We start from the raw sequence: 698 nt of genomic DNA on the forward strand, positions 1-698 counted from the left end.
GTTCCGCGTACTTTTCTGCGCGCTTTCCGGTGCAGGCGGAGTGACCGATGGGGGCTCTGCCGGTGGCGGGAGCGTCGGTGTGGCTGCAGGGGCAGGGACCGTGGGAGCCTGCGCAGGCGACTCGGCCCGGCGGTGGCTGAAAGCAGCGTCCCGCTCTTCGGGCGTGCCGCGCTCAAACTGCAGCATCAGCAAGCCAGTCAGCCCCACCACGGCCAAGGTGGCCAGGGCCGAAATCTTCCAGCGGGCCTGGTTGGCGGCAGGGGGGGGCACTGGGGCCGCTGATGCCGATGCCGCAGCCGTGGCCATCATCTGGGCATGCGCACGCACGGCATCGCGCACATGCACGCCGGGGCGGGCGCCTTCCTGTTCGCTGGCCTCGTGGTAGCGCCGGACCAGTTCGTCGTCCTGCCGGGTCATACAAACTCCTTGAGGTGCTGGCGCAGGCTGGCCCGCGCGTAGCGCAGGCGGCTTTTGGCGGTTTCAAAGTTAACGCCGGTGGCCTCGGCAATCTCCTGCACGCTCAGGTCGCCTTCGGCTTGCAGCAAAAAGGCCTCACGCTGCTCCAGTGGCAACTGCTCCACCGCCGCAATCAGCGCAGCCGCCTGCTCCCGCGACTGCAGTTGCCGCACAGGCCCAAAGCCCGAGTCGGCCACCAGCGTGTCGGCCAGCGTGCGCGCATCGTCGTCGCTCGCATCCAG

1 protein-coding gene and 1 pseudogene are annotated in these 698 nt (G+C 69.1%); both read right to left on the reverse strand.

Annotated features, from left to right (window positions below; genetic code table 11):
• Positions 1-417: pseudogene (locus DBR23_RS19165) on the reverse strand (hypothetical protein); the annotation flags it as partial.
• On the reverse strand, positions 414-698 hold a 285-nt coding region (locus DBR23_RS31125; RefSeq protein WP_233250574.1), incomplete at its 5' end, for a sigma-70 family RNA polymerase sigma factor. The pseudogene DBR23_RS19165 and the gene DBR23_RS31125, both read right to left, overlap by 4 nt.

The organism is Acidovorax sp. HMWF018 (genome assembly GCF_003061035.1).
GTDB lineage: Bacteria > Pseudomonadota > Gammaproteobacteria > Burkholderiales > Burkholderiaceae_C > Acidovorax > Acidovorax delafieldii.